The sequence below is a fragment of the Streptomyces sp. NPDC003284 genome (genome assembly GCF_053589675.1).
Map to the genome: position 1 here is coordinate 15,826 of NZ_JBSFSI010000024.1, position 22,894 is coordinate 38,719.

Below are 22,894 nucleotides of genomic sequence, written 5' to 3' on the forward strand. Positions count from 1 at the left end.
GAACGAATTGTACGGGCGTGGCCGGCCCGGGGCCGAGGGAGACCGGGAAGGCCCCCGGCGCCGGGCCGGCCGTTCACGCGGGAGGGACGGCGCGCGGCGCGGTCACCGCTCCCGCTGCCGGGGCGTGCCCTGGTCGCGTTCGTACACGATCCGGCCGTCGAAGACGGTCAGGTCGATGTCGAGCCCGGGGATGTCGTGCGGATCGGTGGCGCGCAGATCGCCGCCGAGGACGCACAGGTCGGCGGCCTTGCCCGCTTCCACGGTGCCCTTCCAGGACTCGGCGAAGTCCTGCCGCGCCGCGTTGACCGTGTAGGCGCGCAGCGCCGTCTCCAGGGGGACGCACTGCCCGGGGCCGCTGACCCGTCCGGTGGCCTTGGACTCGCGCAGCATCATGGCGGCCACGCCCTGGCGCCAGTTGGGCGCGGTGATGGGGGCGTCGGAGCTGGCGCAGACCGCGATGCCCGCCTCGGCGGCGGAACGCACCGGCCACTGGTAGTCGGACCGCGCCCCGCCGACCACGTCGTCCATGAGGTCGGCGATGGTCCACTTGATGGCCGGGTTCATGTTGATGCCGTAGCCGTGCGCGGCCAGCTTCGCCAGGCTCGCCGGGGAGGCGAAGTCGCCGTGGATGACGTAGTGCCGGGCGTCGGGGCGCGGGTGGGCCCGGTCGGCGGCGACGAAGGCGTCGACCACCGCGTCGATGGCCCGGTCGCCGGTGACATGCACCCCGAGCTGGTGCCCGGCCGCGTGGGCGACCCGGATCATCTCGGCCAGTTCGGCCTCCTTCAGACCGGCGTCGGCGCCGTGCACGCACAGCCCGCCGTGGCCGCCGCCCGCGTACGGTTCGCTCATCCACGCGGTCTCGTTGGGCGGCACCCCGTCCGCGAACACCTTGACCCCGATGACGGCCAGCCGCTCCGGGTCCACGTCGTCCGGCACGGCGAGCCCGGCCAGTCCCTCGGTGACATCGGCCGCCGAACCGCCCATCGGCGCCGGGAGCAGCAGGACCCGTACGCGGGCGGCCAGTTCGCCGCCGCGGGCCAGTTCGACGTATGCGTGGAGCGTGCCGGTGTCCAGGCCGCCGCCGAGGATCTGGGCACCGCCCGGACCGAGGCCCGGCTCGGTGTAGCTGGTGATGCCCTCGGCGTGCAGGGCGGCCACGGCCGTCCGGATCGCCGTCCTGCGCTGGGCCACGGTCGCGGGCGGGATCAGCTCCTGCACCAGCGCCTGGGCCGTCTCCTTCAGGATGCCGGTGGGCTCCCCGTCGGCGTCGGTCTCGATGACCCCGCCGGCCGGCGGCTCGCCGCCGCGGGCGACCCCGGCGAGTTCGAGCGCCCTGGAGTTCACCCAGACCATGTGGCCGGAGAAGTCGGTCAGGCAGACCGGGTGGTCGGGGGCGGCGGCGTCCAGGTCACCGCGGGCGGGGCGGCGGGCCGGGTCGGCCAGGCACTCGGCGAGGTAGCCGACGTCCCAGCCGAGGCCGGTGATCCACTGCCCGGCGGGGGTGGTGGCCGCGGCCTGCCGTACGGCCTCGGCGACGTCGGCGATCGACCGGACCTCCGGATGCCCGAGGCTCAGCGCGAACGGCGGCCGGGTCAACGCCCAGGCGGCGGCGTGCAGATGGGAGTCGTTGATCCCGGGCAGCACGGTCCGCCCGGCGAGGTCGATGACCCGGGTGTCCGGTCCGGCCAGCGCGGCGATCTCCGCGTCGCTTCCCACGGCGAGGATCCGGTCGCCCGCCACGGCCACCGCCTGGGCCACGGAGAAGTCGTCGTCGATGGTCAGCACGTCGCCGCCGGTCAGGATGAGGTCCGCTGTCGTTGGCATCGGCGGCCTTTCTTGCAGAGGAGGAAGAGGGGGAGGGGAAGAGGGGGGAGGGGAGAGAAGCCGGAGGAGTGGGAGGAGCGGGAGGGGTCAGAGGTCCAGCACGCGCCGGAGCCAGGACCGGCGCGCGGCCAGGGCGGCACGGGTCACCTCGTGGCCGGGGGCGAACACGTCGAAGCCGTGGAACGCGCCCTGCCAGATGTGCAGTTCCGCCTGACCGCCGGTGGCCCAGATGCGGTGCGCGTAGGCCACGTCCTCGTCGCGGAACAGCTCCGCGCTGCCCGCCTCGACGAACGCGGGCGGCAGGCCCGACAGATCGGCCGCCCGCGCGGGGGCCGCGTACACCGACACGTCGGCCGCGCCGTCGCCCGCCTTCTCGCCGAGCAGTGCCCGCCAGCCCAGCAGGTTCATCTCCCGCTGCCAGGTGCCGAGCCCGTCGTACTGGTGGCTGGAGACGGTGGTGTTGCGGTCGTCGAGCATCGGGCACAGCAGCAGCTGCCCCGCCAGGTGCGGTCCGCCCCGGTCGCGTGCCAGCAGGGCCACACCCGCCGAGAGGCCGCCGCCCGCGCTGCCGCCCATGACGACGAGGCGGCGGGGATCGACGCCGAGTTCCGCGGCGTGCTCCGCCAGCCACCGCAGACCGGCGTAGCAGTCCTCGACCGGGGCCGGGTCCGGGTGCTCGGGGGCGAGCCGGTACTCGACGTTGACGGCGACCACGCCCAGTTCCTCGACGAGGGCGGCCAGACGCACGGTGTCCTGGTCGCGGTGGCCGCTGACCATGCCGCCGCCGTGGATGTTGTAGAGCCCCGGGACCGGCCCGGTGACGCGGCGCGGGCGCAGCACGGTGATGTCCAGGTCCGGCGCGCCGTCGGGCCCCGGGATCGTACGCTCCTCCGCGTCGATCTCGCGGCCGCCGATCACCTCGCCGACCGGCGGCACGGGGATGAGGGAGGCGGAGGCGCGCATCGCCTCGACGGTCGCGGGCGGTGCGGGTGCCTCGCCGGACCCCCGGGACATGGCGTCGAGCACCGCCTCCATGGCCGGGTCGAAGGGAACGGGCGTGACGGACATGGTGCTCCTGTCCTGGTGCGGGCTGACCGGTGGGGAAGGGGCGGCCGTGGCGACGGGGTGGCCGGGCGGGCGGCCGGGCTCACCCGGGGTGTGTGAAGGTGAGCGCGCGCGCCGGGTTGTCGACCATGATCGTGCGCAGGTCCCGCTCGCTCACCCCGAGGCCGCGCAGGGCGGGGAGGAAGTAGCGGGGGATGTAGTCGTAGCCCTTGCCGCCGTACTTCTTGAGCTGGATCTTCTGGCACACGTCGTGGCCGAGCAAGATCTGGCGGGCGTAGCCGCGTTCGACCAGGCCGGCGATGCCCCGGGCGACCTTGTGGTCACTGGTGAGGAACAGATGTCCCCAGGGGCTGCCGGGCGAGGCCAGGAAGTCGAACTCCACGAACACGCCCCGGGCCAGCACCCGTTCGCCGAACTCGGGGTCGGTGAGGACCTCGCCGCCGTGCCCCAGGACGATGTTGGCGGGGTCGACGCCCTCCTCGTCCAGGATGTCGAGCACCCGGAACTTGTCCTCGCCGACACCGCCGACATGGAAGGTGACGGGGGCGCCGGTCAGCCTGCTCGCCCGGCCGCTCGCACGGACGCTCTTCAGCTCGTTGCCGGTCAACGGCACGGAATCCGCGCCGACTTCACCGATGATGCCCGACCGTACGCCGGTTCCGTCGACGCCGAGGACGATGTCGCGCACGAGGGTGTCGCTGAGTTCGTCGACGGTGCGCTCGTCCATGTCGGAGGGATGGAACGTGGGGGTGTACCAGCCGCCGCCCATGACGACGTGCAGTCCGCTCGCCCGGGACAGCCGCAGCAGTGACCCGGGGTCGCGGCCGAGGCCGGCGGGGGAGACCTCGACCAGGGTGCCGCCGCCGCGGCGGGCGAAGGCCAGCACCTCGGTGAGCATCTCGTCGAAGTCGTCGCCCAGGATGTCGTTGTCGGCGTTCGGGCGGCCGTGGCGGGTGCGTGCGAGGGTGGCGAGCGTGAGCGGTTCGGCGGCCTCGGGCGCGTCCTCGCCCGGCCGGCGGAAGCCCGGCGGACGGCGCAGGTCGACGAAGACGTGCTCGTGCATGAGCGTCGGTCCGAGCACCGAGGGGTCCACCGGGCCCGCGACGGTGAGGACCTGTCCGGCGAGGTCGGGGATCTCGAAGGGGTGGCGGCTCACTGGTCCGTCCTCGGGGTCGTGAGGGTGAGCAGTCGGCGCGGGTTCGTCACGGTGACGGCCTCGATCAGGGCCTCGTCGGCTCCGAGCATGCGCAGACAGGGGACGAACTGCTCCAGGACGAAGCCGTATCCGCCGCCGCCGTAGGCGAGCAGCTGCGACTTGGCGCGCACGCCCTGGGAGAGCAGGATCTGTCCGGCACGGCCCCGGCGGGCGAGTTCGAGCACGGCCGCGGCGAGGTCCTGGTCGTCGCAGACGCTGCGCACCGAGGGCAGCCGGCCGAGCCGGTCGAACTGCACGAACACCCCGCGTTCCAGCAGGGGTTCGAGGTCGTCGGGGCGCGGGGCGAGCGGGTCGCAGTGTCCGACCGCCACCCGGGCGAGGTCCGCGCCCTGCTCGGCGATCAGGTCGAGCACGCGCTGCTGGTCGGCCGGGTCCGCGCTGCGGTCGATCGTCAGGGCGGCGCCGGTGGCCGCCGAGGCACGTGCCGCGGCGACGAGGACGGCGCGTTCGGCGCCCTCCCGTGGGTCGAGGGCGGCGAGCGCGCCGATGATGCCGGCCCTCACTCCGTCCACGCCCTCGGTGAGGTCGCGGACGATCTCCTCGGTGAGGCGGCCGGGGTCGTTCCCGGCCGGCTCGCCGGACCAGCCCGGGTGGTGGCATCCGCTGCCCATCACGATGTGCAGACCGCTCGCCTCGGCGATCCGGCGCAGACCGGCCGGGCGGCGGGCGAGCGCGTCGGTGGTGGCGTCCACCAGTGTGCCGCCCCCCGCGCGGCGCAGCGCGGTGGCCTCGGCGGTGGCCAGTTCCTCGTCGTCGAGCAGCCAGTCGTCCCGGTTGGGCGCCCCCATGCCCACCTCACCGAGCAGGTCCATGGTGAGCGGCGCCCGGTAGCGGGCGAGCCGTCCGGCGTCCGTGGGGCGCTCCCGTCCGGTGGCCGCCCAGGACGCGGGGGTGTCGTGGGGCGGTGCGAAGTCGCCCAGCAGGTGTTCGCGGGGGAGTACCGCGCCGAGCGCGTCCGGTGCGATCTCGCCGGTGACGGTGACGACCGTCTCCCGTGCTGCCCGCGCGGTTCCCGGCGGGTGTACCGCTGCTGCGGTCGGATCGGTGGTGGGCATGCGGTCAACGTAGCAGATGAGATCAGTAATCGTATACGATCCAGCATGGAAAAAGTCCCGCCGCCCGCGGAGTGTGCCGGGCGGCGGGACGATCAGCCGGGACGGTGGCCGATCCCGTACGGGCGGGCCGGGCGCGACAGCCGGGACACGCCGGTGGACCGCTGGACCGGTGGGTCGGAGAGCCGGAGGGCTGCTGGGCCGGAGGCCCGGTGGACCGGGTCAGTCGGCCCGGGGCGCGTCCTGGGCGTGGTGCAGCGCGTCGGCGGTGGCGATCTTGTGCGCGCACGCGACCCGTTCGATCTCCTGGGCCTGCGCGCCCGCCGCGATCAGCTCCAGCATCCGCTCGTGCTCCTCGACCGAGCGGCGGGCCCGGCCGGGGACATAGGTGAACGTGGAGCGGCGCATATGGTCCAGCCGCGCCCACTCCGCCTCCAGGAGCGCGACCAGATGCCGGTCCGGGCAGTGCTCGTACAGCGAGAAGTGGAACTCCCGGTTGAGCGCGGTGAAGGAGGCCGGGTCGAAGTCCTCCAGCGCCTTGACCATACGGGCGTTGACCTTCCGCGACCGCTCGATGTCCCGTGCCGTCATGTGCGGCGCGCAGATCGCGGTCGCGTACCCCTCCAGCCGGGCCAGCACCTGCAAGGAGTGCTCCACCTGCGCCGCGTCGAAGACCGCCACCCGGGCGCCGATGTTCCGCTCGACCTCGACGAGCCCGTCGGACTGGAGCCGGCGCAGCGCCTCGCGCAGCGGGATGGTGCTCACCCCGGTCTCCCGCGCGAGCTGGCTGAGGACCAGCCGGTAGCCCGGACCGTAGGTGCCGTCGAGGATGCGCGAGCGCAGCAGGTCGTAACTGACCTCGGCCTTCGACCCCTTGGCCCGGGTCTGCTTCTGCGTGACACTCATCGCTGTCCCCTCGTCCTGGTCCGGCCGGCCCTGGCGCGGCCCCGGAACTGTACGCGGTCGGCGGTCCCCGGCGCATCGGCACCGGCCGCGCCGCACCTGGTCCTGCGCTCGGTCACCGGGCGAGGACCTCCAGGACCGTACGGCGGAAGGCGGCGTCGGCCAGGGCGTCCTGGTGGCCGCCGGGCACCGTGGTCAGCTCCGCCCCCTCGATGCCGGCGACGATACGCTCGATCCCCCGGGTCATCACGTCGTCGGCGCCGACGACGAAGACCGGCGGGGTCGCCCCGGCCCAGCCCCGCGGGACGAACGGCGTACCGCGCAGGCCCTCGACGCACAGCGCCAGAGCGGCCGCCCGGTCCCCGTGGGCGCGGACCATGCCGGCGATCATCGCGGTGAAGGGATCGGCCGGTTCGGTGCCGTCGGCGACCGCGCGGTGCAGCGCCCGGACGTCGACCGCCTCGAAGGGCTCGGCCGGGCTGAGCCCGCCGAGCACCGCCCGGCGCAGCCGGTCGGGCGCCGCCCCGGCCAGCTCCCACAGCAGCCGCGCGCCCAGCGAGTAGCCGACGGCGTCGAACGCCGTGGCACCCGCCTCGTCCAGCACCGTCAGCAGGGCCGCGGCCAGCGCCGGAGCACCCGCCTCGGCCGCCGCCGACGGCGCGGGGCTGTCCCCGTGGCCGGGCAGGTCGGGCACGAGCACCGTCCGTCCGGCGTCGGTCAGCGCCCGGACGGTCCCGGTCGCGACCCAGTCCCTTTCCCCGTCGGAGCCGAAGCCGTGCAGGAGCAGCACCGGCGGCGCGTCGGCGGCCGGGCCGGGGGAGGAGAAGCCTTGAGTGCCGGGAGTGCCGGGAGTGAACGTACGGATGGCCGGACCGGTTCGACCTTGCATCGTGTGGGCGCCCCTCACTGAGAGTTCCGAAGGTGGTGTCACTGTCATCACAGTGCCTCTTCCACTCTAGATCATGCATGATAGCGTATACGATTATTGAGGCCGCCGCGCTCGCCCCGGCCTCCCGGTATCTCCATGAGCCGCCTTCCGGCCGGCCAACCCCGGTCACCCCGGCGGCGACCGGCACCACCCCCTCCTCGACCGGCCCCCGCCGCCGCTCACGCCCCAGGAGAACTCCCATGCCGCACCCGCTGGGAACCCAGCCGTCGAAGATCATCGCCGTCCATCTCAACTACCCCAGCCGGGCGAAGGAGCGCGGACGGATCCCCGCCCAGCCCTCCTACTTCCTCAAGCCGCCCTCCTCCCTGTCCGGCACCGGCGACCCCCTGGTCCGCCCGGCCGGCTGCGAACTCATGGCCTTCGAGGGCGAGATCGCCCTCGTCATCGGCCGCCACGCGCACCGGGTCACCCCCGAGCAGGGCTGGAGCCACGTCGCCTGGGTGACCGCGGCGAACGACGCCGGCGTCTACGACCTCCGGTACGCCGACCGCGGCTCCAACCTGCGCTCCAAGGGCGCCGACGGCTTCACCCCGCTCGGCCCCCGGCTGCTGGACGCCGCCACGCTCGACCCGGCCGCGCTGCGGCTGCGCACCTGGGTCAACGGCGAACTCGTCCAGGACGCCGACACGAGCACCCTGCTCTTCCCGTTCGGCACCCTGATCGCCGACATCTCCCGGCTGGTCACCCTGGAGCCGGGCGACGTCATCCTCACCGGCACCCCGGCCGGGGCCTCCGTCGTCTCGCCCGGCGACGTCGTCGAGGTGGAGGTCGGCGACCCGGACCGCGAACTGTCCACCGGACGGCTGCGCAACACGGTGACCGAAGCCGCCCTCGACCTGGCCGACTGGGGCGCCATGCCCCGCGTCGACACCGCGCTGCGCGCCGACGCCTGGGGTCCCGGGCACCTGCCCGGACCCGCCCTGGACCCGGGCCTCGCCGACGCGCTGCGCTCCGTCGCCACCGCCACCCTCAGCTCGCAGCTGCGCAAGCGCGGACTCCAGCACATGACGATCGACGGCGTGCGCCCCACCCGCCCCGGTGACACCCTCGTCGGCACCGCCCACACCCTGCGCTATCTGCCGCTGCGCGAGGACCTGTTCCAGAAGTACGGCAACGGCATGAACGCCCAGAAGCGCGCCGTGGAGGAACTGCGCCCCGGCCAGGTGCTCGTCATGGACGCCCGCCGCGACCCCACCGCAGGCACCATCGGCGACATCCTGGCCCTGCGCGCCAAGATGCGCGGCGCGGCCGGCATCGTCACCGACGGCGCCCTGCGCGACAGCGCCGCCGTCGCCGCCCTCGACCTGCCCACGTACTACGCCGCCGAGCACCCCGCGGTCCTGGGCCGCCGCCATGTCCCCTGGGACACCGGCGTGCCCGTGGCCTGCGGCGGAGCGCTCGTACAGCCCGGCGACATCCTCGTCGGCGACGCCGACGGCGTGGTCGTCGTCCCGCCCGACCTGGCCGGGCAGCTCGCCGCCGACAGCGCCGAGCAGGAACTCCAGGAGCGCTACATCGCCGAGCAGGTGGCGGCGGGCGAGCCCATCGAGGGCCTCTACCCGCTCGGTCCCGCCCGGCAGGACGCCTACCGGCGGTGGCGCGAGACCCGGTCCTGACCGCGCCCGCGTCCGCGTCCGCGTCCGCCTCTTCTTTTGTCCGCCACCCGCTCCACCCGCTCCACCCGCTTCACCGGCCCAGCCTGCCTGACCCGCCCACACTCATCGCCCTCCTCGCACCCGGAGCAGCACATGAAGTTCCGCACCGACCCCGCCACCATCCGCGGGTCCATCGCCCCCGTCGTCACCCCGTTCACCGACGAGGGCGCCCTCGACCACGACAGCCTGCGCGCACTGATCCGCTGGCAGCTGGAGTCCGGCTCGCACGGCATCTCGCTGGGCGGCTCCACCGGCGAGCCGTCCGCGCAGAGCACCGCCGAGCGCATCGCCGCGATGCGCACCGCGGCCGACGAGATCGGCGACCGGGTGCCGTTCCTGCCCGGCACCGGCTCGCACAAGCTGGACGAGACCCTGGAGATCACCGCCGCCGCCCGGGACCTGGGCGCGGACGCCGCCCTCGTCATCACCCCGTACTACGCCCGGCCCACCCAGGAAGCCCTGTACCAGTGGTACGCCACGGTGGCCCGTGAGTTCCCCGACCTGCCGCTGGTCGCCTACAACGTGCCCTCGCGCACCGCCGTCGACATCGCGCCCGAGACCGTCCGGAGGCTCTTCACCGACTTCGACAACTTCGTCGGCGTCAAGGAGACCACCAAGGACTTCGAGCACTTCTCCCGCGTCCTGCACGCCTGCGGCCGCGACCTGCTCGTGTGGTCCGGGATCGAGCTGCTGTGCCTGCCGCTGCTCGCGCTCGGCGGCGCCGGATTCGTCTCCGCGGTGGCCAACCTCGCGCCCGCCGCGGTGGCCCGCATGTACGAGCTGTGGGAGGCCGGTGACTTCGACGCCGCCCGCGACCTGCACTACCGGCTGCACCCGCTGGTCGACCTGCTGTTCGTCGAGACCAACCCGGCCCCGGCCAAGTGGGTGCTCGCCCAGCAGGGCCGGATCGCCTCCGCCCACGTCCGCCCGCCGCTCACCGGACCCACCGAGGACGGCCTGACCCGCATCCGGGCCCTGCTCGCCGAGGGCGGCGACCTCACCCAGCAGCTCTGACCCCGCGAACGAAGCAGCCCCGCGGACGAAGCAGCCCCGCGAACGAACCCCCGCGAACGAAGAGAGACGCCATGAGCACCGACACGCCGGCCCCACGCCCGGCCGACCTGCCCGAGCAGATCCAGCACTGGATCGGCGGTGAACTCACCGCGAGCGCCGACGGCCGCACCTTCCCGGTCTGCGACCCCGTGTCCAACGCCCCCTACACCTCCGCCGCCGCCGGTGCGTCCGCCGACGTGGACCGCGCCGTCGCCGCGGCCCGCGCCGCCTTCCCCGCCTGGTCGAAGCTGGGCAACCGGGAACGCGCCCGCATCCTGTACCGCGTCGCCGACGCCGTCGAGGCGCACGAGGAGCGCCTGGCCGCCTGGGAGACCTTCGACTCCGGGCTGCCCATCACCCAGGCCAAGGGTCAGGCACGGCGGGCCGCGGAGAACTTCCGCTACTTCGCCGATGTCATCGTCGCCCTCGGCGAGGAGGCGTTCCGGGCCGGTGACCAGCAGATCAACTACGTCGTCCGCACCCCGGTCGGCGTGGCGGGCCTGATCACCCCGTGGAACACCCCGTTCATGCTGGAGAGCTGGAAGCTGGCCCCGGCGCTGGCCTCCGGCTGCACCCTCGTCCTCAAGCCCGCCGAGTGGACCCCGCTGTCCGCGAGCCTGTGGCCGCAGATCCTCGACGAGGCCGGGGTGCCCGCCGGTGTGGTCAACATCGTGCACGGCATCGGCGAGGAGGCCGGACAGGCCCTGGTCGACCACCCGGACGTGCCGCTGATCTCCTTCACCGGCTCCACCGACACCGGCCGGCACATCGTGCGCAGCTCCGCCGACCGGCTGAAGACCACGTCGATGGAGCTGGGCGGCAAGTCCCCGGTCGTGCTCTTCGCCGACGCCGACCTGGACGCGGCCCTCGACTCGGTCGTCTTCGGTGTCTTCTCGCTCAACGGCGAGCGCTGCACGGCGGGCTCCCGCGTCCTCGTGGAACGTCCGGTGTACGAGGAGTTCACCCGCCGCCTGGCCGAGCGCGCCGAGCGGGTCAGGGTCGGCCCGCCCGCCGACCCGGCCACCGAGGTCGGCGCGCTCGTCCACCCCGAGCACTACGCACGTGTGCTGGAATACGTGGAGATCGGACAGCAGGAGGCCAAGCTGGTGGCCGGCGGAACACGTCCGGCACACCTGCCCGAGGGCAACTACCTCCAGCCCACCGTCTTCGCCGACGTCCCCCGCGACGCCCGTATCTTCCAGGAGGAGATCTTCGGTCCGGTCGTCGCCGTCGCGCCCTTCGACGACGAGGCCGAGGCCGTCGCCCTGGCCAACGCCACCCAGTACGGACTGGCCGCGTATGTGTGGACGTCCGACATCAAGCGCGGCCACCGCATCGCCCACGCCGTCGAGTCCGGCATGGTCTGGATCAACTCGCACAACGTCCGCGACCTGCGCACTCCCTTCGGCGGAGTGAAGGCCTCGGGCCTCGGCCGCGAGGGCGGCGCGCATAGTATCGACTTCTACACCGAGTCGAAGATCGTCCATGTGATGCTCGGCGAGGTGCACACACCCCGCTTCGGCGCGTCCTGACCGCGAAGGAGTAGCACCCCCATGAGTACACCTCCCGACGTCGTCCGCTCCGCCTACGCCCAGCTCGTCGTCACCGACCTGGCGAAGGCGCGCTGGTTCTGGTGCGACATGCTCGGCTTCCACGTCCAGTACGAGGACGAGGAGATGCTCTGCCTGCGCGGCACCGACGAACTCACCCACCACTCGCTCGTGCTCCGGCAGGGCGGGACGGCCGCCCTGGACCACCTCGCCTACCGGGTGCGCACCCCCGAGGACGTCGACCGCGCCGAGGAGTACTTCACCGCGCTCGGCCGCCCGGTCCGCCGCGTCCCCAGGGGACAGGGCACCCCGGGTGTGGGCGACGCCGTACGCGTCGTCGACCCGCTCGGCTTCCCGGTGGAGTTCTTCCACGACATCGACCGCGCCGAGCGCCTCATCCAGCGCTACGACCTGCGCCGCGGCGCCGAGATCGCCCGCCTGGACCACTTCAACATCTGCACCCCCGACATACCCGCCGCCTACGCCCACTACCAGGCGCTCGGCTTCGGCTGCTCGGAGACCATCGAGGGCGACGAGCACGAGCTGTACGCGGCCTGGATGTACCGCAAGCAGACCGTCCACGACGTCGCCTTCACCGGCGGCGCCGGACCCCGGCTGCACCATGTGGGCGTGGCCACCCACGAGTCCCACCACGTGCTGCGCACCGCCGACATCTTCGGCTCCCTGCGCAAGGAGCACCACATCGAGCGCGGCCCCGGCCGGCACGGTGTCTCCAACGCCTTCTACCTGTATCTGCGCGACCCGGACGGCCACCGGGTGGAGATCTACACCTCCGACTACTACACCGGCGACCCCGACCACGAGACGTACCGGTGGAACGTCCACGACGACCGCCGCCGCGACTTCTGGGGCAACGCGGTGATCGAGTCCTGGTACAAGGAGGCGGCCCCGGTCCTGGACCTCGACGGCAGGCCCCAGCCCGTCACCGAGGCCGTGCTGGACGAGTCCGCCGTCCAGGTCGGCGCCGACGGCCTCGGCATCGTCGACCCGGTCAGGCAGGACGACTGACACACGGATGTGCCGGGTGGCGGAACGCTCCGCCACCCGGCACACGTGTCTTCGCCCGCGCCCGGGGCGCCGTCAGCGCGGCACGCCGGGCCGCTTCACCGCGTTCCGGTCACCGGGCCCGCCGACGGGCGCGGTTTCCCCGGCGCTGCGCAGCCGGGGCAGCACGGTCGTCCAGACCAGCACACCGGCCACGGCGGTGGCCGCCGCCATGGTGACGGCCATGGTCGTCTCGGCGCTGCCGCCGAGCGAGACCAGGGGCGCCACCACGGGGCCCACGGCGAAGCCCGACATGCCGAGCAGGGCGGCCGCCGTCCCGGCGCGCTCACCGTGCCCGGCGAGCGCCAGCGCCGAGCTGTTCGGGCTGATGACGCCGTAGCAGAACAGCACCAGCGCGAGCAGGACCAGCACGACGGCCAGGCCCGCCCCGGCGAGCACCGCGAGCAGCAGTCCCAGGGCGGTCACGGCCGTCGCCGTCGTGCCCGCCGCGTACATGCGCACGGGCCCGGCCCGGCGCACCACGGCACGGTTGCACAGGGAGCCGAGCACCGCGACGACCGCGTTGGCCGCGAAGACCGCGCTGAACGCGCGCGGGCCGAGGTGGAAGCCGTCCTGGAGCACGAAGCTGATGGACGCCAGGTAGGTGAAGAAGGCCGTACCGGTGCACGCACCCACCAGCAGGTAGCAGACGAACAGGCGGTCGCGCAGCACCACGGCGAACCGCCGCCCGGTGTCGGCGAACCCGCCGGGATGCCGCAGCCCGGCAGGCAGCGTCTCCGGCAGCAGCGTCGCGGCGACCGCCAGCAGGGCGGCGCCCACGGCGGCGAGCACCACGAACAGCCCGCGCCAGTCCAGCACCGCGGTGAGCTGCCCGCCCGCGACCGGGGCCAGGATCGGCGCCAGCGCGCCGACGAGCCCCAGCAGGCTCAGCAGCCGCGCCAGTTCGATGCCCGAGGCGATGTCCCGCGCGGCGGCCAGCGCGATCACGACACCCGCCGAGCCCGTGACACCTTGCAGGAAACGTGTCACGAGGAGCACCTCGATCGTCGGGGCGAGCGCGCACAGCAGCGAGAACACCGTGAACAGCGCGATGCCCCACAGCAGCGGCCGGCGCCTGCCCAGCCGGTCGCTGAGCGGGCCCGCCACCAACTGGCCGAAGGCCAGCCCCAGCATGCACACCGACATCGACGCCTGGGCGAGGCTGTCGCTGGTGTGCAGGTCCCTGGCGAGCCGGGGCAGCAGCGGCATCGACAGGTCCATGGACAGCGGCCCGAACACCTCCAGCGAACCGAGCACGAACGCGGCGCGGCGCGCGCTCATCGGGCGCGCGCCGCTGATCGTGTCCGCCGTCATCGGGACCGGCCGGTGCCGCCGAGGACGCGCTCCAGCCACGAGTGGCGCACGGCCCCGGCCGCCCGGGACACCTCGGCGTCCGGGGAGAAACCGCTGAAGCCGTGGAAGCCGCCGGACCACACGTGCAGTTCGGCCTGCCCGCCCGTCGCCCAGATCCGGGTGGCGTAGTCGACCGCCTCGTCGCGGAACACCTCGGCGGCCCCGACCGAGACGAAGGCGGGCGGCAGCCCGGACAGGTCCCGCGCGCGCGAGGGAGCCGCGTACGGCGACACCGCGTCCGTGCCCCGGTCCGCGCCGAGCAGCGCGGTCCAGGCGGTGTCGTTGTTGGCGCGGTCCCAGATGCCGATGCCGTCGTACTGCCGGCTGGAGAGCGTGTCGTTGCGGTCGTCGAGCATCGGGCAGTCCAGCAGCTGGCCCGCGAGGGCGGGGCCGCCGCGGTCCCGGGCCATCAGCGCGAGCGCCGCGCTCAGACCGCCGCCCGCGCTCGCGCCGCCGACGACGACGCGGGCGGGATCGACGCCCAGCTCGGCGGCGTGCCCGGCGAACCAGAGCAGACCCGCGTAGCAGTCCTCGGCGGCGGCGGGCGCGGGATGCTCCGGGGCGAGGCGGTACTCCACGGTGGCGGCCACCGCGCCGTGGCGCAGGACGTCCTCGACGAGACCGGCGAGCCCGAAGAACCGGTTGCCGAGGACCATGCCGCCGCCGTGGACCGAGTAGAGGCCCGGCGCGCCGTGTACCGCGCCGCGCGGCCGCAGCACGGTCAGCTCCACGTCCGGCGCCCCGGCCGGACCGGGCACGGTGACATGTTCGTACGTGACGGGCAGGTCGCCGATCACCTCCTCGGCGGAGGGCACCAGTGTGGCGAAGTGCGCGCGGTTGGCGAGGATCGTCCCGGCGCGCAGCGGGATGCGTTCGATCAGCTCGCGGCAGTGCGCGAGGCCCGGTTCGAGCTCCGGGTCGTAGGGGACGGGGCGCGGGCGCGGTGGGCGCTCCCCGTCCGGAGTGCGCGGTGCGGTCGCGGTCACGGTCAGGGGCCTTCCGGGTCGACGGCGTCGCGGTCGGCCCAGAACGGCTCGGCCAGGGCGCGCAGTTCCTCGGCGCCCACGCGGCGCAGCAGTTCCAGGGCGCCGATGTTCTGCCGCACCTGCTCCAGCCGGCTGGCGCCGACCAGGGTGGTCACATTGGCCGGGTGGGTGAGGGTGAAGGCGACGGCGAGCTGGGCGCAGGTGGTGCCGAGCTTGTCGGCGAGCCGGGTCAGGGCCGGGACGGTGGCCACGATGGCGTCCCGGATGCCGCCGGGGTCGCGGCCGATCTCGCGCTCCGGGGCGGTCCGCCCGGCCAGGACGCCGCCCTCCAGCACATCGGAGGCCTGCATGGCGAACCCGTCGGCGAACAGCTCGGCGAACGGCTCCCCGTCGGGGATGGAGCGGCGCGCCAGGCTGTACTTGAGCTGGGCGATCTGCGGTCCGGGCACCCCCTGCTCGGCGGCGATGCGGCGCAGGGCGCGTACGTTCGAGGCCGACCAGTTGTTGACGCCCCAGGCCCGGATCAGTCCGGCCTCGGTGAGCGCGGCGAGGTCGCCGACCAGGTCCTCCAGGCGTACGTCGTCGCGGCGCAGGTCGCCGAGGATCACCAGGTCCGCGTGTTCGAGACCGGTGCGCAGGAACGCGTTCTCCAGCTGCGGGGCGAAGCCCTCGGCGCCGAAGCCCTCGATCCACAGTTTCACGGAGGCCAGGTAGTCGGCGCGGGGGACGCCGACCGCCCGCATGATCGCGCCCCACAGTACGTCGGTGAAGACAGGCGGCATGCCGGGCATGCCGTAGACACCGACGTCGAAGAGGTTGACGCCCTGGTCGAGCGCGTGGCGGACCATGGCGACGGCGTCGGCGAAGTCCATCCGGTCGAAGGTGTGCCAGGAGCCGAGGGACAGCTGCGACACCTCCAGGTCGCTGCTGCCGACGCGGCGGCGGGGGAGAAGCGTGGGGGACACGTGTGAGTTCCTCTCGTGGGCCCGTACGCGGGCGTCACGCGGGCGTACGGAGCGGTGCGGGTGTGCTGGCGGGTGTGCCGCGTGCGGGTACGGACCGCGGCAGGCCGGGGCGGCCTCAGGGCAGCCGGGGGTCGATGACGGCCTTGATCTCCTCGTGCCGGCTCATCGCCTCGATCCGGGCGGACGCCTGGGACAGACCGACGGGTGTGCCGAACAGCCGGTCCCACGGCATGCGGTCGCGGAAGGAGGTGAAGAAGCCGATCGCGTCGTGGTAGTCGGCGATGTCGCCGTTGAGCGAGCCGACGACGGTGAGTTCCTTGCCCATCACCGTGCCCAGCGCGAGGGCTTCGGAGCCCGGACCGGTGCTGCCGACGACCACGACGCGTCCGCGCTGCGCGGCCATCTCCACGGCCTCCCGGCCGACCGAGGGCGCCCCGGCGAAGTCGAGCACCAGGTCGGCGCCGTGGCCGCCGGTCAGTTCCCGCACCCGGTCCACGACGGCGGCCGAGCCCCCGGCGATGTCCACCGTCTCGTCGGCGCCGAACTCACGGGCCAGGGTCAGGCGGGAGGCGGGAGCGCCGACGGTGACCACGCTGCCCGCGCCGCTGATCCGGGCGACGGCGGTGGCGAACAGACCGAGCGCGCCCGAACCCTGCACCACGACACGGGAACCGGGGCGCACCCCGCCCGCCCGGGAGAACGCCCGGAGCACCGTCTTGGCCGCACACCCCGCCATCGCCGCCCAGGTGTCGGGTGTCTCGGCGGGCAGCAGCAGCTTGGCGGCACCGGGCACCACATAGGCGTACTCGCACAGACCCGCCGTGGCGTGCGGCCAGGCGTCGGAGCGCTGGAGGAACCCGTAGCCGCGGGCGGAGCAGGCGACCGGCTCGCGCAGCACGGTGCAGCCGCGGCAGGCGCCGCAGGTCGACTCGGACCACCCGATGCGGTCGCCGGGGCCGAGTGCGCGGCCCAGCGCGTCGCGGGTGTCCTCGCCGACCGCGACGATCTCGCCGACCATCTCGTGGCCGAGCACCATCGGCAGCATGCCGGGGAAGGTCATCTTCCCCGACCAGATCTCGATGTCGGTGCCGCACAGCGTCGTGCACAGGATCCGCACGAGGGCGGCGCCCGGCTCCGGTTTCGCCGGAAGTGGCAGGTCAGTGAGTTCCAGAGGGGCGCCGTGCGCGGTGAGGACGGCGGCACGTGTGGCGGAGGGAAGGTCCATCGGATGCTCCTTCGGATCGAGCACGCGGCGGCTCGACGATGCGTTAGTCTACGGTTGTCGACTCAAATGTCGAGACCCCCGAGAGCAATGAGGAGCACCCGTGCGCACAGCCGACGGCGACGCCCGCAACGCATCGGCCGACCTGATCCTGCGAGGCGGGGTGGTCCATTCCCTGTGCGCGGGCGGCGAGGAGGCGACCGCGATCGCCGTCCGCGACGGACGTGTCGCACGGATCGGCGACGACCGCGCGATGAGGGAGCTCACCGGCCCCTCGACCACGGTCGTCGACCTCGGCGGCCGGGCCGTCCTGCCCGGCGTCAACGACGCCCATCTGCACGCCACCTGGCTCGGCGCGCTCTGGCCGGACACCCTCTTCGGCGGGCACGCGGGACCCGGCCCCGGACCGCAGCGCCCCCTGCTCGACGCCGCCCAGCGCCGCCGGGCGATCCTGCGCGCCGGGGACCTGCTCGCCTCGCTCGGCATCACCAGTTACACGGAGCCGGGCCTCGGTCCCGGCGAGGACGAGGGCGCGACCGGCGCGTTCGGCACCTCGGTCGTGGGGGAGTACCGCGCGCTCGCCGCCGAGGGGCTGCTGCGGGCCCGGGTCACGGTGCTCTCGCTCTACGGCGAACTCGACGGCCCCAGCGACCTGGAGCACTTCCTCGCCGGGCTCGCCGCCACCGACGCCACCACGAGCGACCCGCGCTGGCTCCGCTTCGCCGGCGTGAAGATATTCGCCGACGGCATCCCCCCGATGAAGTCGGCCTACACGCACCACTGCTACACGGACGGCGTCCGGCCCGAGCTGCTGGTGGCGGGCGCCGACGACACCGAACGCGAGGCCAACCTGACCCGGATGATCCTCGCCGCCCACCGCCTCGGCCTCCAGGTGGGCGTCCACGCCACCGGCGACCGTGCCATCGATGTCATGCTCGACGCGATCGAACAGGCCCGCCGCGAGCACGACGTCGACCTCGGGCACTACGTCATCCACGGCGACCTGGTGACCGTGCCGCAACTGCGCCGCATGGCCGCCCTCGGAGTGGGCCTGGACACCCAGCCCGAGATCGCGCTGCGCACCCACCCCCTGGTCGACGCCGCGCTGGGCGAGGGCACGGCGACGGCGGCCTGGCCGCTGCGCGCCGTGCTGGACGCGGGCGTGCCGCTCTGCCTTACCTCCGACGCCCCGGTGCTCTCGCCGGACTGGCGGCGCCAGATCGCCGCCGCCGACGCGTGGATGGGCCCCGCCGCCGATCCGCGGCGGCGCATGGACCGGCTGCTGCGCTGCTACACGGTGGAGCCGGCCCGCCAGGACCGCGCCGCCTCGTGGAAGGGCACGCTCGCCGTGGGCATGGCCGCCGACCTGTGCGTACTGGAGACCGACCCGTACGCGGTCACACCGGCCGAACTCCCGCATGTCAGCGTCGAGTTGACCGTGGTGGACGGCAGGATCGTCTACGAGCGCGGGGCGGCGGGGGAGGCCGGGGCGGTCGAGGTGGTGCAGACGTCCGGGACGACGGGGGCACCCGAGACCGCCGAGGCGGCGGAGATCGCCTGACGGGCGGAGCGACCGCGAGCCCGTCATGGCCGGGGGAGGGGGAGGGGGAGCGAGCGGCGCCGCGCGACGCGGCCCGCCGCAAGCGGGGCGGGGCCGGGCGTACCGGCTCTGCCCCGCCGGGGTCCGGGCCCGGTTCCGTAGGGGGCCGGGCCCTTGCGTGCGTCCGGGAGCGCTTCGACCGGAAACTCGGCGAGGGGCGAGGACATTGGCCGTATCTCGCCTGCCGTCCCACGAGCCGCACAGGCTTAATGATGCTCCCGCGCCGTGCACTGCGCGGGTGGTGGTGACGACAGCACGGGGGGACCATGGATCACACGGGCGACACCGGCGTACCACCTCCCGGGCCTCCGCCGCAGCGTCCGCCCCGGCCACCGTCCCGGCCGCCGCAGATACCGCCGATGCCGCTGCCTCCACGCAGGGGAAAGCCGCTGGAACTCCGGGTCCGGCGGAAGATCCTGTGGGTGGGGTCGGCGGCGGTTCCGGTGCGCAATGTCAGCTGGGTCGAGGTGTTCAGGCTGAAGCCCGCCTGGGGCAAGGCCGGCCTCTACCTCCTGCTGCTGACGGGGATCGCCTTCTTCGTGTCCGAGCGGCTCGACTCCACGGAGGGGGGAGGCGGGGGCGGCGGCCCCGCCCCGGGCGTCCTGCTCCTGGCCGCCCTGGTCGTTGTCTGCGCCGTCCTGCTCTCGTCGAGGAAGCCGGTGCTGGTCGTCGAGCTGAACAGCGGTTCCCGGGTGGTCCTGACCCTGCCGACCATGGATGAACTGCGGGCGATCGCCGGTCAGGTCGTGTACGCGATCGACCACCCGGAGTACGAGTTCTCCGCCGTCCTGGAGCAGTACAACACCACGAACAACTTCGGTTCCGTCGTCAACATGAACGGCGGCAGGGGAAACACGGGGATCAAACTGTGAGCGACACGTCGAACTACTACGGAGAAGTCGTCAACGTGAACGGCGGCGAGAAGGTCGTCGGCATCAACCACGGCACCGTCGTCCATAACGACGGCACCGCCCAGGACGCCCGGCTCCGGGCCGCCGTGACGGACCTCACCCGCCTCCTCGGCGACCTGCGCCCGGTGCTCACCGCGGAGCAGGCCCGGACCGTGGACGACGCGCTGCCCGCGCTCACCCCCGACCGGACCGCCCTGCGCGAGCGCGGCATGATCCTGGCGCATGTCTCGCAGATCGCGGCGACCGTGGGCGAGGTGGGCAGGCCCGTCATGGAGGCGCTGGGACGGCTGCTCGCGCTGCTGAGCTGACGGGCCCGCCCCGGGGCGGACACGGTCCGGCCCACGCCGTGGGCGGAACAGCGGACCCGGGCCCCGCGACAGCGGCCGGGTTCCCGCGGCGTCCCGGCCCGGAGTGCCTCACCGCCCGCCGCCCCGGTGCGGGCGGCCTCGCGGCCTCGGCGTTCGCCTCCGCCGAGGGCGCGGGCATCCGGCCGGGGCCCGCGCCGCCCTTCAGGTGAGGAGCTGCCCGCCGTCCACCGGCAGGCTGGTGCCGGTGATGTGGGTGGCGGAGTCACCGGCGAGGAAGACCGCGGCGGCGGCGACGTCGTCGACCGCCGCGAGCCTGCGCAGCGGGATGCGGCTCTCCCACGCCTGGCGCTGCGGCGACCCCTCGGGCATCCCCGTGGCCAGCATCTCGGTCAGGACCGGGCCGGGCGCCACCGCGTTGACGCGGATCCCGTGCTCGGCCAGCTCGATCGCCGCCCACCGGGTGAGCGCGTCCACCGCCGCCTTGCTGCTCTCGTAGCCGCCCATGCCGGGTGTGGGCTGGCGGCCGCCGATCGAGGAGATGTTGACGATCGCCCCGGCGACGCCCGCGCCGACCATCCGCCGGGCGACATGCTGGGTCATCAGGAACGTACCGAGCACATTGGTCCGCAGGATCGTGTCGAGGTCGGAGCCGGGCAGCTCCAGGAGCGCGCCGTGCACGGTGAGCAGCCCGGCGTTGTTCACCAGGACCTCGACCGGGCCCGACTCGGCCTCGATCGCGTCGAGTTCACGGCTGATCGCGGCCGCGTCGGTGATGTCGAGCACCCGGCCGTGGACGCCGAGTTCCGCGGCTGTCCGCGTGACGCGCTCCGCGTCCCGGTCGGCGACGACCACGGTGTCGCCCGTGGCGGCGAAGGCCGCGGCGACGCCCCGGCCGATCCCGCCCGCCCCACCGGTGACGAGCACGGTGCGTGTCTTCTTCATCGTCCACTCTCCTCACAGCGTGACCCGCGTCACGGCGTCGGCCGTATAGTATACGGTTGTAGACGAAAAACCCGAGGCTTCCGGGAGGAACTTTGAGTGCTGCGAAGACCGTTCCCCGCCGCCGGCTCGGACCGGGTGGACCCGAGGTTCCGGTGCTGGCCCTGGGATCGTGGAACACCTGGGACCGCATGGAGTTCGACGACGCCGTGGCGCTGATCGCACGGGCCGCGGAACTCGGCTGCGCCTTCTTCGACGTCGCGCACTACAACATGGGCCCGCACGCGGAGAACGCCCGCACCGACCTGATCTTCGGGCGGGCCGTACGGGAGGCCGGGCTCGCCCGCGCCGACTGGCACTTCTGCGGAAAACTCTGGCTCTGGGACTACCCCGCCACCGGGTTCACCCGGCAGCTGGAGACCTCCCTCGAACGCGTCGGCACCGAGCGGGCCGACTCGGTCGTCGTCGGCGACTACTTCGGCGAACTCGACGTCGAACGCGTGGTCACCGATGTCGCCGAGCAGATCGAGGCGGGCCGCTTCGACACCTGGGGTGTCAACAACTGGCGCTACGACGACCTGCGCCGGGCGATCGACGTCGCCCGCGCACGAGGACTCGTACCGCCCTCGTTCGCCCAGCTGAAGTACGGCCTGGTCCGCCGGTCCATGGCGGAGGGCGGCTACTACGCGCCGCTGTTCGCGTCCGGGGAGATCGCCCTCCAGGCCTCCGACGTGCTGGAGGGCGGCATGCTGGCGGGCAAGCTGATCCCGGACCGCAAGATCGGCGCCGATGTCGGCGGCATCCGCGAACGCGTCGCCGCCTCCTACGGCACGGTGCGCCGCCTGGCCGACGAGTTCGGCGCCTCGCCCGCCCAGCTCGGCATCGCCTTCTGCCTGGCCAACCCCGCCACCGCCAACGTCCTGGTCGGCGTCTCCCGGCAGAGCCAGCTGGAGGACAACGTCGGCGCGCTGGCCCTGCTCGACCGGGTGGGCGCGCAGGCCCTGCGCCGGGCCACCGCCGACCTCTGGCTCGACCGCGACGTCGCCGCGGACGGCACCTGGTGACACCGGCCGGCACCGGCCACCGCACGGCCCCACCCCCGACAGCCGCACCACACCCTCAGGAGAACACCATGACCGCATCCGGCACACCGGCCACGCCCGACCGCATCGTCGGTATCGCCACCGGCTACATGGGCGCCAAGCAGCTCTTCGCCGCGGCGCGCACCGGTCTCTTCCGCGCCCTCGCCGACGGTGAGCGCGACATACCGGCGCTGGCCTCGGCCACCGGCCTGAGCGAGCGGATGGCGCGGATCCTCGCCGACGCCATGAACGGCCTGGGGCTGCTGGAGCGCCGCGACGGCCGCTACCGGCTCGCCCCGGACGCCGCCGCGTACCTGACCGGCGACGGCGACCTCGACCTGCACCCCTTCCTCGCCTTCCTGAACGAGATCAGCTACGGCCACTGGCTCCAGTTCGACACCACCGTCGACACCACCGAGCCCGGCGAGCTGAAGATGGACGACGACCGGTGGAAGGCGTTCATGGCCGGGGTCATGCGCTACAACACCCTGCACGCCGCCATGCTCGCCCGCTCCTTCGACTTCACCCCCTTCCGCAGCCTGCTCGACCTCGGCGGTCTCTCGCCCGACTTCGCCATCGGCGCCCTGAAGGCCAACCCCGGTCTCACGGCCCGCTTCGTCTTCGACCCGGCCTCCACCGACGCCGTCACCGGGGCGCTGGCCGCCGCGGGCGTCGCCGACCGGGCGACGGTCGAACCGGCGCCGACCGACACGGCCGACCCCGGCGGGGAGCACGATCTCGTCATGGTCAACCACGTCATCCACCGCTTCACCGCGGAGCAGAACCGGGCGATCCTCACCGCCGCGCGCGCCGCCGCGGCGCCCGGGGCCACCCTGCTCCTGCTGGACTTCCTGCTGGACGACGACGAGCGCCAGCGCTCCATCGACGCGCTGCACGCCGGGGAGTACTTCGTCATCGACGGCACGGTGGTGTACCCGGCGTCCGAGGTGGAGGAGTGGCTGACGGCCGCCGGCTGGCGTCCGCGGGAGGTTCTGGCGCTGCCCGGAAGCCCCCGTGTGGTCGTCGCGGAAGCTGTCTGACCTGCGGTGACACCCCCGGCCTGACCCTCCGGCCACGACATGGCCCCCTCGCTCGCCAATCGGCTGCGACGGGGCCATTGTCTTTTTAGCCGACATCCGTAGACTAACGGCCACGACACGTGAGGTGGCGTGCGGGGGAACACTGGCCCGCGC

At 73.7% G+C, this 22,894-nt stretch carries 20 protein-coding genes; 9 read left to right on the forward strand and 11 right to left on the reverse strand.

Annotated elements, in window-relative coordinates:
- Positions 1 to 102 precede the first annotated feature (102 nt).
- The 6 genes from ACWDYF_RS32645 to ACWDYF_RS32670 all read right to left on the reverse strand — a co-directional run bounded on the left by ACWDYF_RS32645 (position 103) and on the right by ACWDYF_RS32670 (position 6,952).
- On the reverse strand, positions 103 to 1,827 hold the full coding sequence (locus ACWDYF_RS32645; RefSeq protein ID WP_389474095.1) for an amidohydrolase: 1,725 nt from the start codon (positions 1,825 to 1,827) through the stop codon (positions 103 to 105).
- Positions 1,828 to 1,914: 87 nt separating this feature from the next.
- Positions 1,915 to 2,895 (reverse strand): alpha/beta hydrolase, encoded by a 981-nt coding sequence (locus tag ACWDYF_RS32650; protein WP_389474093.1) that lies wholly within the window; start codon positions 2,893 to 2,895, stop codon positions 1,915 to 1,917.
- Positions 2,896 to 2,974: 79 nt separating this feature from the next.
- On the reverse strand, positions 2,975 to 4,048 hold the full coding sequence (locus ACWDYF_RS32655) for a phosphotriesterase family protein (protein WP_389474091.1): 1,074 nt from the start codon (positions 4,046 to 4,048) through the stop codon (positions 2,975 to 2,977).
- Positions 4,045 to 5,163 (reverse strand): phosphotriesterase family protein, encoded by a 1,119-nt coding sequence (locus ACWDYF_RS32660; RefSeq protein ID WP_389474089.1) that lies wholly within the window; start codon positions 5,161 to 5,163, stop codon positions 4,045 to 4,047. The genes ACWDYF_RS32655 and ACWDYF_RS32660 overlap by 4 nt, the downstream gene beginning before the upstream one ends.
- Before the next feature lie 219 nt (positions 5,164 to 5,382).
- Positions 5,383 to 6,066: a GntR family transcriptional regulator gene (locus ACWDYF_RS32665; protein WP_381736968.1), complete on the reverse strand. Its 684-nt coding sequence runs from the start codon at positions 6,064 to 6,066 to the stop codon at positions 5,383 to 5,385.
- Positions 6,067 to 6,178: 112 nt separating this feature from the next.
- A complete protein-coding gene (locus ACWDYF_RS32670) occupies positions 6,179 to 6,952 on the reverse strand; it encodes an alpha/beta fold hydrolase (protein ID WP_389474086.1) in 774 nt (257 codons plus the stop codon).
- 239 nt (positions 6,953 to 7,191) lie between these two features.
- Here ACWDYF_RS32670 and ACWDYF_RS32675 point away from each other — a divergent pair, with 239 nt between their 5' ends.
- From ACWDYF_RS32675 to hpaD, 4 genes are all read left to right on the forward strand, one after another.
- Entirely contained in the window at positions 7,192 to 8,628 is a 1,437-nt protein-coding gene (locus tag ACWDYF_RS32675; RefSeq protein WP_389474084.1) for a fumarylacetoacetate hydrolase family protein, read from the forward strand.
- A gap of 132 nt (positions 8,629 to 8,760) precedes the next feature.
- Positions 8,761 to 9,681 (forward strand): 4-hydroxy-tetrahydrodipicolinate synthase, encoded by a 921-nt coding sequence (gene dapA, locus ACWDYF_RS32680; protein ID WP_389474082.1) that lies wholly within the window; start codon positions 8,761 to 8,763, stop codon positions 9,679 to 9,681.
- A 71-nt stretch (positions 9,682 to 9,752) separates the two neighbouring features.
- Positions 9,753 to 11,252, forward strand: a complete 1,500-nt coding sequence (gene hpaE, locus ACWDYF_RS32685; protein WP_389474080.1) for a 5-carboxymethyl-2-hydroxymuconate semialdehyde dehydrogenase — start codon at positions 9,753 to 9,755, stop codon at positions 11,250 to 11,252.
- 21 nt (positions 11,253 to 11,273) lie between these two features.
- The gene (gene hpaD, locus ACWDYF_RS32690; RefSeq protein ID WP_381736963.1) at positions 11,274 to 12,299 is read left to right on the forward strand and encodes a 3,4-dihydroxyphenylacetate 2,3-dioxygenase; all 1,026 of its coding nucleotides are present in this window, start codon (positions 11,274 to 11,276) and stop codon (positions 12,297 to 12,299) included.
- Positions 12,300 to 12,371: 72 nt separating this feature from the next.
- Here hpaD and ACWDYF_RS32695 read toward each other — a convergent pair whose 3' ends face one another.
- The 4 genes from ACWDYF_RS32695 to ACWDYF_RS32710 all read right to left on the reverse strand — a co-directional run bounded on the left by ACWDYF_RS32695 (position 12,372) and on the right by ACWDYF_RS32710 (position 16,864).
- Entirely contained in the window at positions 12,372 to 13,649 is a 1,278-nt protein-coding gene (locus ACWDYF_RS32695) for a multidrug effflux MFS transporter (RefSeq protein WP_389474077.1), read from the reverse strand.
- Positions 13,646 to 14,674, reverse strand: coding sequence for an alpha/beta hydrolase (locus ACWDYF_RS32700; RefSeq protein ID WP_389474075.1), 1,029 nt, complete (start codon positions 14,672 to 14,674; stop codon positions 13,646 to 13,648). Before ACWDYF_RS32700 ends, ACWDYF_RS32695 begins: the two co-directional genes overlap by 4 nt.
- Positions 14,675 to 14,676: 2 nt before the next feature.
- Positions 14,677 to 15,639: an aldo/keto reductase gene (locus ACWDYF_RS32705; protein WP_389474073.1), complete on the reverse strand. Its 963-nt coding sequence runs from the start codon at positions 15,637 to 15,639 to the stop codon at positions 14,677 to 14,679.
- A 115-nt stretch (positions 15,640 to 15,754) separates the two neighbouring features.
- Positions 15,755 to 16,864 carry a zinc-binding dehydrogenase gene (locus tag ACWDYF_RS32710; RefSeq protein ID WP_389474071.1) on the reverse strand — a complete coding sequence of 370 codons (1,110 nt, stop codon included), beginning with the start codon at positions 16,862 to 16,864 and terminating at the stop codon, positions 15,755 to 15,757.
- A 100-nt stretch (positions 16,865 to 16,964) separates the two neighbouring features.
- Here ACWDYF_RS32710 and ACWDYF_RS32715 point away from each other — a divergent pair, with 100 nt between their 5' ends.
- The 3 genes from ACWDYF_RS32715 (at position 16,965) to ACWDYF_RS32725 (ending at position 19,680) form a co-directional block, all read left to right on the forward strand.
- Entirely contained in the window at positions 16,965 to 18,422 is a 1,458-nt protein-coding gene (locus ACWDYF_RS32715) for an amidohydrolase (protein WP_389474069.1), read from the forward strand.
- Between the two features lie 398 nt (positions 18,423 to 18,820).
- On the forward strand, positions 18,821 to 19,333 hold the full coding sequence (locus ACWDYF_RS32720) for a DUF6232 family protein (protein ID WP_389474067.1): 513 nt from the start codon (positions 18,821 to 18,823) through the stop codon (positions 19,331 to 19,333).
- Positions 19,330 to 19,680, forward strand: coding sequence for a hypothetical protein (locus tag ACWDYF_RS32725; RefSeq protein WP_381736957.1), 351 nt, complete (start codon positions 19,330 to 19,332; stop codon positions 19,678 to 19,680). Before ACWDYF_RS32720 ends, ACWDYF_RS32725 begins: the two co-directional genes overlap by 4 nt.
- A 201-nt stretch (positions 19,681 to 19,881) precedes the next feature.
- On the opposite strand, the gene ACWDYF_RS32730 is transcribed toward ACWDYF_RS32725, so the two are convergent.
- Entirely contained in the window at positions 19,882 to 20,622 is a 741-nt protein-coding gene (locus tag ACWDYF_RS32730) for an SDR family NAD(P)-dependent oxidoreductase (RefSeq protein ID WP_389474064.1), read from the reverse strand.
- Positions 20,623 to 20,714: 92 nt separating this feature from the next.
- Between ACWDYF_RS32730 and ACWDYF_RS32735 the strand changes: the two genes are divergently transcribed.
- Entirely contained in the window at positions 20,715 to 21,683 is a 969-nt protein-coding gene (locus ACWDYF_RS32735; RefSeq protein WP_026252252.1) for an aldo/keto reductase, read from the forward strand.
- A 68-nt stretch (positions 21,684 to 21,751) separates the two neighbouring features.
- The gene (locus ACWDYF_RS32740) at positions 21,752 to 22,741 is read left to right on the forward strand and encodes a methyltransferase (protein ID WP_018566091.1); all 990 of its coding nucleotides are present in this window, start codon (positions 21,752 to 21,754) and stop codon (positions 22,739 to 22,741) included.
- The last annotated feature ends 153 nt before the right edge of the window (positions 22,742 to 22,894 follow it).

What these genes read in the sequence shown, in the direction of transcription:
- ACWDYF_RS32645 (WP_389474095.1), bottom strand. Translation starts at nt 1,827, where the DNA reads ATGCCAACGACAGCGGACCTCATCCTGACCGGCGGCGACGTGCTGACC.
- ACWDYF_RS32650 (WP_389474093.1), bottom strand. Translation starts at nt 2,895, where the DNA reads ATGTCCGTCACGCCCGTTCCCTTCGACCCGGCCATGGAGGCGGTGCTC.
- ACWDYF_RS32660 (WP_389474089.1), bottom strand. Translation starts at nt 5,163, where the DNA reads ATGCCCACCACCGATCCGACCGCAGCAGCGGTACACCCGCCGGGAACC.
- ACWDYF_RS32665 (WP_381736968.1), bottom strand. Translation starts at nt 6,066, where the DNA reads ATGAGTGTCACGCAGAAGCAGACCCGGGCCAAGGGGTCGAAGGCCGAG.
- ACWDYF_RS32670 (WP_389474086.1), bottom strand. Translation starts at nt 6,952, where the DNA reads ATGCAAGGTCGAACCGGTCCGGCCATCCGTACGTTCACTCCCGGCACT.
- ACWDYF_RS32675 (WP_389474084.1), top strand. Translation starts at nt 7,192, where the DNA reads ATGCCGCACCCGCTGGGAACCCAGCCGTCGAAGATCATCGCCGTCCAT.
- dapA (WP_389474082.1), top strand. Translation starts at nt 8,761, where the DNA reads ATGAAGTTCCGCACCGACCCCGCCACCATCCGCGGGTCCATCGCCCCC.
- hpaE (WP_389474080.1), top strand. Translation starts at nt 9,753, where the DNA reads ATGAGCACCGACACGCCGGCCCCACGCCCGGCCGACCTGCCCGAGCAG.
- hpaD (WP_381736963.1), top strand. Translation starts at nt 11,274, where the DNA reads ATGAGTACACCTCCCGACGTCGTCCGCTCCGCCTACGCCCAGCTCGTC.
- ACWDYF_RS32695 (WP_389474077.1), bottom strand. Translation starts at nt 13,649, where the DNA reads ATGACGGCGGACACGATCAGCGGCGCGCGCCCGATGAGCGCGCGCCGC.
- ACWDYF_RS32710 (WP_389474071.1), bottom strand. Translation starts at nt 16,864, where the DNA reads ATGGACCTTCCCTCCGCCACACGTGCCGCCGTCCTCACCGCGCACGGC.
- ACWDYF_RS32720 (WP_389474067.1), top strand. Translation starts at nt 18,821, where the DNA reads ATGCCGCTGCCTCCACGCAGGGGAAAGCCGCTGGAACTCCGGGTCCGG.
- ACWDYF_RS32730 (WP_389474064.1), bottom strand. Translation starts at nt 20,622, where the DNA reads ATGAAGAAGACACGCACCGTGCTCGTCACCGGTGGGGCGGGCGGGATC.
- ACWDYF_RS32740 (WP_018566091.1), top strand. Translation starts at nt 21,752, where the DNA reads ATGACCGCATCCGGCACACCGGCCACGCCCGACCGCATCGTCGGTATC.